Here is a 7,415-nt window from a genome sequence, read left to right on the forward strand (position 1 = left end):
GCCGCCAATCACCGCCACCTTCATCGCCTGCATGCCCGTCCTCCATCCGCGCACCCGGGAAAATCCCAGGGCTTCACGGGCACCACGACGGAGGACGGCGAAAGGTTACAGGCCCGGGTTCAGCGTGATTCGGAGGGATGCGTGGTCGTGGCCCACTGCTTGCCGTCGAGCAGGTAGACCCACGTGGCGTTGCCTTCGCCCCAGTCGACCAGCCCCTGGCGCTCGGTCGCGGGCTCACCCTGGGGGCCGGGCGTGGACCTGGGAGCGTAGAGCTGGAGGCAGCTCACCTCGCGCGAAAGTGCGAGCACGTCCCGGACCTGTCCGTCCTTCGTGAAGAGCACCCGCACCGGAACGGGCTGGTTGCACGAGTAGCCCTTGCCCGGGAAGGCGTAATCCGGCTGGCCACCCTGGTCGAAGTCGCCCTGGACGCAGGGCACCCCGCCCGTCTTCAGGGCGTTGAGGTCCACGCCAATCTCCTCAAGCCGCGGGGCCGCCGCTCCAGGCGTCCCCACGCAGAGACATTGCGTGCTCTTCTCCGGCGAACACGCCGGATCCACGGAGGCGAGCACCACCCGCGAACCCTCCGGCTCGGGCCGGGTCGAGGCCCCCGCGCATCCCAGACTCACCAGCGAAAGCGCCAGGGGGCCCATCCACCGCATCCACGTCATTCGTCGCTCCCGTCCGTTCATTCGCGGAGCCTTAACAGATGCGCTCCGGACGTCGGAGGGTTCGCTGCTTTCGTCGGTGAGCACCCCGGGTGGGCAGTACCTCCGGAGCACCGTACAGTCGGGACGTGATGCCTTCGCCGGAGGACCTGGATCATGAACAAGGGTGAAATCAAGGCGCTGCTGCGCGCGAGAGAAGAGGCCGCGATCATCGCCGCGGAGAAGGCCCGCGAGCGACGTATCGGAGAGGACGTCATGTGGCGGGGCGTCGGACTGCTGGCGCTCCAGCTCCGAGAACTCCCCTCCTTCGAGTCCGGCCACATCTGGGATGTCCGGACGGTGGACGGTGCCCTCAAGCTGTACGTCAGCCGGACGAATCCGGAGAAGCCGGGCTACCTTCTTCCGGGCTACAGCGAACTCGCCTGCGACGCGGCGCGACTCAAGGCATTCGTCGAGCAGTTGGAACTCACCCAGGTGGCGACACCGCTCCTCTTCAAGGGCAGCTCCTGGCTCGACGGGACCAGCTATTCGCTCGTGCGCTCCGATGGCTTCGACTCGGTGACGTTCCGTTGGTGGGAGAAGGGCCCAGCCGAGTGGGAAGCCCTCACAAGCAACGTGATGGGCTTCATCGGATACCTCAAGCAGCAGAACCCCTCTGCGTGAGGGCCAATGCCCACGGAGGGAAGATGCGCAGGTAGGTGTCGTAGTGGATGGCGCAGGTGCGGCTGAACACGCCCGCCAGCGGCTCGGGGGGCCACCTTCCATCCGCGCCCTGCCGTGCGCGCAGCCACGCCACGCCCCGACGTGTCACCTCCGAATCCGCGTCCCCCGTGGCCACCAGCGACATCAATGCCCATGACGTCGTCACCGCATGCCCCGTGGTGCCATCCACCCAGCGGCGCTCGCGGCAGCTCTGGATGGTCTCACTCCAGGAACCATCCTCGCGCTGGTGAGCCATCAGGAACGCAGCGGCCCGGCGCAGCACGGCGTCCCCGGGCTTCATGCCGCCTGCCACGAGCCCCGTCACCGCGAACCACGTGCCATAGCTGAAGCACACGCCCCACGAACCTTCCCAACCTCCATCCGGACGCTGCGTGCGGCACAGGAAGTCCACGCCTCGCGCGATGGCCCGTCCCACGGGAGCACCCGGTTGCGCCCTCCGCCAGGCCACCAGCGCCTGCACGCACGCGGACGTGCACTCCACGTAACTGGCATCCACCATGATGCCGGAGAACACATCCGAGGGATTGAACCGCTCCAGCCAGCGCGGTCCCCGCTGTTGCTCGTAGGTGGACCATCCACCGTCACGGTTTTGCAGCGAGAGGATGAACTCCACCGCCTGCGCCAACCGCTCGCGAGGCACACGGTTGAGACCGAGCGGTTCCAACACCAGACACGCCTTCAGCCCCTCCGCGGTGCAGTCGCTGATGGGCCAGCCGTGGGCACGCGTGCTGAAGGGCCAGCCGCCACGGCTCGGATGCCGGTGGTTGCGCGAGGGGTGCGGCGAATCCTCCAGCACCTGCTCCGCCTCCAGGAAACGACCCGCGCGCTCAAGGGTGTCTCGCGCCCCCGCAGCCTGTCCCGAGCCCACCAGCGCCTGCACCGCGAACGCGGTGTCCCAGAGCTGCGAAGAATTGTAGCCGTTGATCTTCACCCCGTCCGGGGAGTGCTGGAGGTAGTCCGGCAGGCGCTCCCGGTGGGCCCGGACCTCCGGACCGTCCGGTCGGGCCAGGTGCCACACCACGGCGTTGAGCACCTTGTTGATGGGCCCGATGCAGATGAAGTGCGTCGCCTCGTCCTCTCCGCGAATCAACGCCAGACATTCCTTCAGCGCCCGGGCGCGCAGCCACTTCGAGTGGACCCGCTCATAGAGCCCGAGCACGCGGTTCACGGCGCGAAGCCCCACACTCCGGTGGGTGTAGGCATCGGACGCGGCCACCTGGCTGCGGGCGCCCTTCCAATCCACGGAGGCATAGGGCTGGGGATACAGCTCGCGCCGCAACGCCGCCAGCAGGGGCGTCTCCACCGCGCGGGCCCGGCGGCCGTAAAGCCAGCCCATGGGCAGGTACACCATGCGGCAGTGACACCACAGCCGCGACGGATGGAACGGCAGCGCTCGCGGCAGCAGCCACGGTTCCGGAGGAACGGGGGTGAGCCCGTCGTAGTCGTAGAGCCCCAGGAGCGCGAGGATGAACTTCCCCCAGGAACCACTGCCCAGCGGACCACCCCGGGGCAGGAACCACGCCCGCGCGCGCACGAGCTCCGGGTCGGTGGCGTCGACGCCCATCAGCCGCTGGGCCACGTAGTTGAGCACCGTCGTGAAGACGAGGCTGGGCGACTCCACGTCCAGCCCCCAGCCCCCATCTGCGTTCTGGTGGGCACGCAGGTGGGCGATCATCCCGTCCCGCGTGCGGGCCTCCGGAGCCTGCCCCATCACATACAGCCCGGCCACGTACACCGGCGTCAGGAAGAGCGGACCGCCGTAGTCGCCCTTCCAGGAGCCATCCGCTTCCTGGGTGCGGGCCAGCACCTCGTGGGCTCGCGGACTCATGTCCCCGCTTCCTCCCACCCAGGCGCTTGAAAGCAGACAGGCCGGAGTCCCCACGACGCCACTTCCTCGCGAACGAGCAGCATCAGCGTCCGCACCGCCTCACGACCGGATGGCATGGGCTCGGAATCCAACAGGCCAAGGGCGTGGAGGGGCTGGAGGCACAAGCGGCTCCGCCGGGCTTCTCTGGATGGCGATGTCGCGCGAGGGCCGGACACCCCATCGACAGCACCCCTGACTCCGCGAAACCCGTGAATGCTCTTCATCCCGCCAATCATCGTGCGCACGCCCAGCGCGATGCGCGGCGGGCTCCGGCAAGGGAGCGAGGCCAGCGTTCGCCACACCGCCGGCCTCGCGTCGCCCGCGTGCTGCTTGCCTGGCACCGGCAGGCCTGTCTGCCCTGCGTGCGGCATGACGCATCAATGGCTAACTCGTCAAAGACAGACCGGGTGTCACATGAACGAGTGAGGGGCCACGTGGTGGACGTCGATGTCGTGATTGCCGGAGGCGGGCCCGCGGGTTGCGCGGTGGCGGCGGCGCTCGCCGACCTGGGGCTGTCCGTCCTGCTGGTGGACGCTGGCGTGGACCGCCACAAGCAACTCGCGGGGGAGCTGCTCCACCCTCCGGGCGTGCGGGACCTGCGCGCGCTGGGCTTCGGCGATGTCGTCGCGGCCTGGCCGGCCCAGCCCGTGCGTGGCTTCGCGGTGCGCTTCCAGGCCCCCGCCCATACGCTCATCCTGCCCTACGGAAGCGGCATCACCGGACTGTCGCTCGAACATGCCGCCCTGACCGTCCCCCTCCAGGAGTCGGTGGCCCGGCGGCCCGGCGTCACCCTGCTCTCCCGGGCCCGCGTGACGGCCGTGGACCGCAATGACGCGCGCGGCGTCCGCCTGCGCTTCTCCTCCCAGGGCGCCGAGCATGCGATTGACGCCCGCCTCCTCGTGGCCGCGGACGGACGCGCCTCCCCCGTGCGGAGGATGCTGGGCATCGCCGAGCACCATCAACGCCTCTCCACCATGCTGGGCGTCACCGTGGACAGCGCCTGCCTGCCCCACCCCGAGCATGGGCACCAGTTCGTGGGAGGGCCCGTGCACGCGCTGGCCTATGCCATCCAGCCGGGGGTGGCGCGCGTGATGGTCGACCTGCCCCTGGGCAGCAGCGCCTCCATGTTGAAGGCCCGGCCGGAGCTGCTGCTCGCCCTGCCCTCCCATTTGAAGGCCGAGGTCCAACGCGCGCTGGAACAGCAGCCCGCGCCACGCATGGCGTCCAACGACGACTGGCTGGCGGAGACCGTCTGGACGGGAAGCGCCGTGCTCGTGGGGGACGCCGCCGCGTGCTGCCATCCACTCACCGCCAGCGGCATGGCGTCGTGCTTCCACGATGCCCGCGCCCTCCAGGAGGCCTTGCACCGCCACCCGGGCCACATCGCCCGCGCGCTCGAGCACTACGCGAATGAGCGACGGCCAGCCCAGCGCACCCGCGTCGCGCTCGCCTCCGCGCTCTACAGCGCCTTCGCCGGGCAGGACGACGGCATGTGGGCCCTGCGCATGGGCCTGAGACGCTATTGGGAGCGCAGCCCTCGCGGAGCCCGCGCCTCCATGGCCCTGCTCTCCTCCGAGGAGCCGCGCATGCGGGTGATGGCCCGCGAGTACCTGCGCGTCGTCGGCCATGCCTTCATCGCGATGCTCTCGCTCCATGGCCAGGGCGGACGGCTGCGGTCCGCCGCCCCGCTGCTGCGCTCCGCCGGACCGCCCCTGCGGGACGCCGTGGCGAGCGCGGTGGAACAGGTGGGCAGTTGGCTGCATCGCCGCATCCGCCGTCCCGTCTACCGGCTGGCCCGCGCCGGCTGGGCGTCACCCCGGCGCGCCTTCGCCTCCAACCGGTAGCCGTGCCCGCCGCATCACCACACCGCCTCCGCCCCCTGCGGCGCCGCCGAACAATCGGCGTAGAGCTGCCGCAGCGCCACGTCCGACGCCACCCGCTCCTGCGTGAGCAGCATCAACATCCGCACCGACTCCCGACGCATCTTCACCGGCTCCGGATCGAACACCGCGGGGTTGCCCTCCACCGCGTTGAGCGTCAGCACCGCGAAGAAGAGGGGATACAGACAGAACAGCCGCAGTCCGGGCTCTTCTGGGGGAAGCGTCAGCGAGTATTCAAACGCGACCTCCAGCTCCCGGCGGGCCACCGCCACCAACTCGTGCATCAGCTCCACCGCATGCATGCGGTGAGCGGGCAGCGCGAGCGTGGCGGGCTCCAGCCCGTGCGCCGCCATCCGGTCCCTTGGCAGCCAGCAGATTCCCCGGTCCAGGTCCTCGCGTACGTCCTTCAGGATGTTGGTGAGCTGCAGGGCCCTGCCAAAAGCCAGGGCTCGCTGCGTGAGCGGGGCCCGCCGCGCTGCGACCGCGGGTGAAGCGTCGATGAAGAGCCCCGTGAGCATTTCGCCCACCACTCCAGCGACGTAATAGCAGTACAGGAATGTCGCCTGGAGGTCGGGCAACCCGTCGACCCTCCCCTGTTTCGCGTAGGCCTGCTGGATGTGTTTCATCCCGCCGGTCATGGAGCGAACGCACCGTGCGATGTGCGGATGGACCCAGGAAGGGAGCGACGCCAGGGTCTCCAGCACCGTGGGCGTCCCCGCGAGCAGCTCGGCTTCCGCCACGGGGGTTTCGGCCCGCAGGGTGGGTTTCGCCCGGAGCACGAAGGACCGTGCACGCGAGTCCCAGTCCCTCCCCAACTCCGTCAGGTCCGCCAGCTCGTCGAGCAATCCCCCCTGGAGCGCTCCAGGGGCTTCATCCTCCAACGTGTCCGCGATGCGGCACAGCAGGTAGGCCACCGTCACGGTCAGGTCCAGGGGTTCGGGCAGCAGCGGGATGTTCAACGCGAACGTCCGGGACACCCGGGGCAACTGCGTGCGACAGAACGACGCTCCTGACGACTCTCCCGTAGCAACCATGCCTACCTCCTCTGCGGCGTCTTGCGCCCGTGGCGAGCGCGGTGGAACAGGTGGGCAGTGGGTTGCATCGTCGCGTCCGCCGCCCCCTCTACACGTGGGCCCGGACCGGCTGGGCCTCCCCCAGGCGCGCCTTCGCATCCAACCGGTAGCCCCGGCCGCGCCACTCCACCTCGCGCGACAGGCGCGCGGACAACGCCACCCCCGCGCCCAGCAGCGGCAGCACCGCCGGCACCCAGTAGTGCCGGGGCGCGACGCGTGGCCCGTGATGGGCCCGCTGGAGTCCCAGTTGGCTCCACACGGAGAAGCCAATCGGCAGCGCCGCCACGGCCGCGCGTCCCCAGGCCCTTCGCGCCACCGCCACCGCCAGGCCCCCCCAGGCAATCCAGCTCACCACGCCGCGCACCCAGTTGGGGCGCGCGAAGTCCCAGGGCAGGCCCGATTGAGAGAACAAGAGCCACCGCCGGAAGATGGGCAGGAACGCGCGCAACTCCAGTTGTCCCGTGACGATGCGCAGGGGCGCGTGGATGACGCGGTTCTTCCACCCCGCCTCGTGCAGCCGGCGCCCCAGGTACATGTCATCCACGAACTGACCGGCGGCGCAGCCCACGCCGCCAATGGCCGCGAGCGCCTCGCGGCGGAAGACCATCAACTGCCCCATGATGAAGGGCAGCGCGCCGTCCGCTTGCGACATGCGCGCCACCGACGCGCCGTACCACGCATTCACCAGCAGCCCGTAGCCCACGTCGCCCGCCAGGGGCGCGTCCGCCATCGCGTAGACGGGCGCGAACGTGGCGCCCGTGCGCGCGTCCTCCAGCAGCGCCCCCACCAGCGCCGTGAGCACCCCGGGAGAAGGCCGCGTATCCGAATCACTGAAGGCCACCAGCGTGCACCGCGAGCGGTCCACCCCCAGTTGCATGGCATTGAGCTTGCCCGTCAGGCCTTCGGGAGGCTCGCCCGCCACCAGCAGCTCCACCCGCCTCGCTCGCGTCGGGTGCCGGCGGACCTCCTCCCGGGTGGGAGCGAACGCCGGGTCGTCCTCGCTGTCGAAGATGAAGAGCACCTCCCACTCGCCGGGATAGTCCAGGTCGAGCAGCGCGCGCACGTTCTGCCGCGCCTCCACGTCCAGGCCCCGGATGGGACGGATGATCGTCACCGAAGGCGGATTGAACGGCTTCGCGGCCAGCGCCGGACGCCGTCGCAGCCCCGCCATCAGCCCCAGGTGATCGTGAAGCAGCAGGCCCAGGCC

The 7,415-nt window shown here is 70.1% G+C and carries 6 protein-coding genes; 2 read left to right on the plus strand and 4 right to left on the minus strand.

Annotated features, from left to right (window positions below):
• Positions 1-119 precede the first annotated feature (119 nt).
• Entirely contained in the window at positions 120-668 is a 549-nt protein-coding gene (locus D7V88_RS36400) for a hypothetical protein (RefSeq protein WP_120545184.1), read from the minus strand.
• Positions 669-821: 153 nt separating this feature from the next.
• Here D7V88_RS36400 and D7V88_RS36405 point away from each other — a divergent pair, with 153 nt between their 5' ends.
• Positions 822-1,328, plus strand: a complete 507-nt coding sequence (locus tag D7V88_RS36405) for a hypothetical protein (protein WP_120545185.1) — start codon at positions 822-824, stop codon at positions 1,326-1,328.
• Here the strand turns inward: D7V88_RS36405 and D7V88_RS36410 are convergent.
• Positions 1,303-3,216: a 2,3-oxidosqualene cyclase gene (locus D7V88_RS36410; protein ID WP_120545186.1), complete on the minus strand. Its 1,914-nt coding sequence runs from the start codon at positions 3,214-3,216 to the stop codon at positions 1,303-1,305. The two genes, D7V88_RS36405 and D7V88_RS36410, sit on opposite strands and share 26 nt — an antisense overlap.
• Before the next feature lie 473 nt (positions 3,217-3,689).
• Between D7V88_RS36410 and D7V88_RS36415 the strand changes: the two genes are divergently transcribed.
• On the plus strand, positions 3,690-5,099 hold the full coding sequence (locus D7V88_RS36415; protein ID WP_158625237.1) for an FAD-dependent oxidoreductase: 1,410 nt from the start codon (positions 3,690-3,692) through the stop codon (positions 5,097-5,099).
• 14 nt (positions 5,100-5,113) lie between these two features.
• Here D7V88_RS36415 and D7V88_RS36420 read toward each other — a convergent pair whose 3' ends face one another.
• Together D7V88_RS36420 and D7V88_RS36425 are read right to left on the minus strand one after the other, a co-directional pair.
• A complete protein-coding gene (locus D7V88_RS36420; RefSeq protein WP_120545188.1) occupies positions 5,114-6,169 on the minus strand; it encodes a squalene/phytoene synthase family protein in 1,056 nt (351 codons plus the stop codon).
• An 88-nt stretch (positions 6,170-6,257) separates the two neighbouring features.
• Positions 6,258-7,415: glycosyltransferase family 2 protein (locus D7V88_RS36425; protein WP_120545189.1), on the minus strand; the 1,158-nt coding region annotated here is incomplete at its 5' end.

Source organism: Corallococcus terminator (assembly GCF_003611635.1).
GTDB lineage: Bacteria > Myxococcota > Myxococcia > Myxococcales > Myxococcaceae > Corallococcus > Corallococcus terminator.

Bases quoted from the DNA above. Each gene is read 5' to 3' on its own strand.
- D7V88_RS36410 (WP_120545186.1), bottom strand. From the start codon at position 3,216: ATGAGTCCGCGAGCCCACGAGGTGCTGGCCCGCACCCAGGAAGCGGAT.
- D7V88_RS36400 (WP_120545184.1), bottom strand. From the start codon at position 668: ATGACGTGGATGCGGTGGATGGGCCCCCTGGCGCTTTCGCTGGTGAGT.
- D7V88_RS36420 (WP_120545188.1), bottom strand. From the start codon at position 6,169: ATGGTTGCTACGGGAGAGTCGTCAGGAGCGTCGTTCTGTCGCACGCAG.
- D7V88_RS36405 (WP_120545185.1), top strand. From the start codon at position 822: ATGAACAAGGGTGAAATCAAGGCGCTGCTGCGCGCGAGAGAAGAGGCC.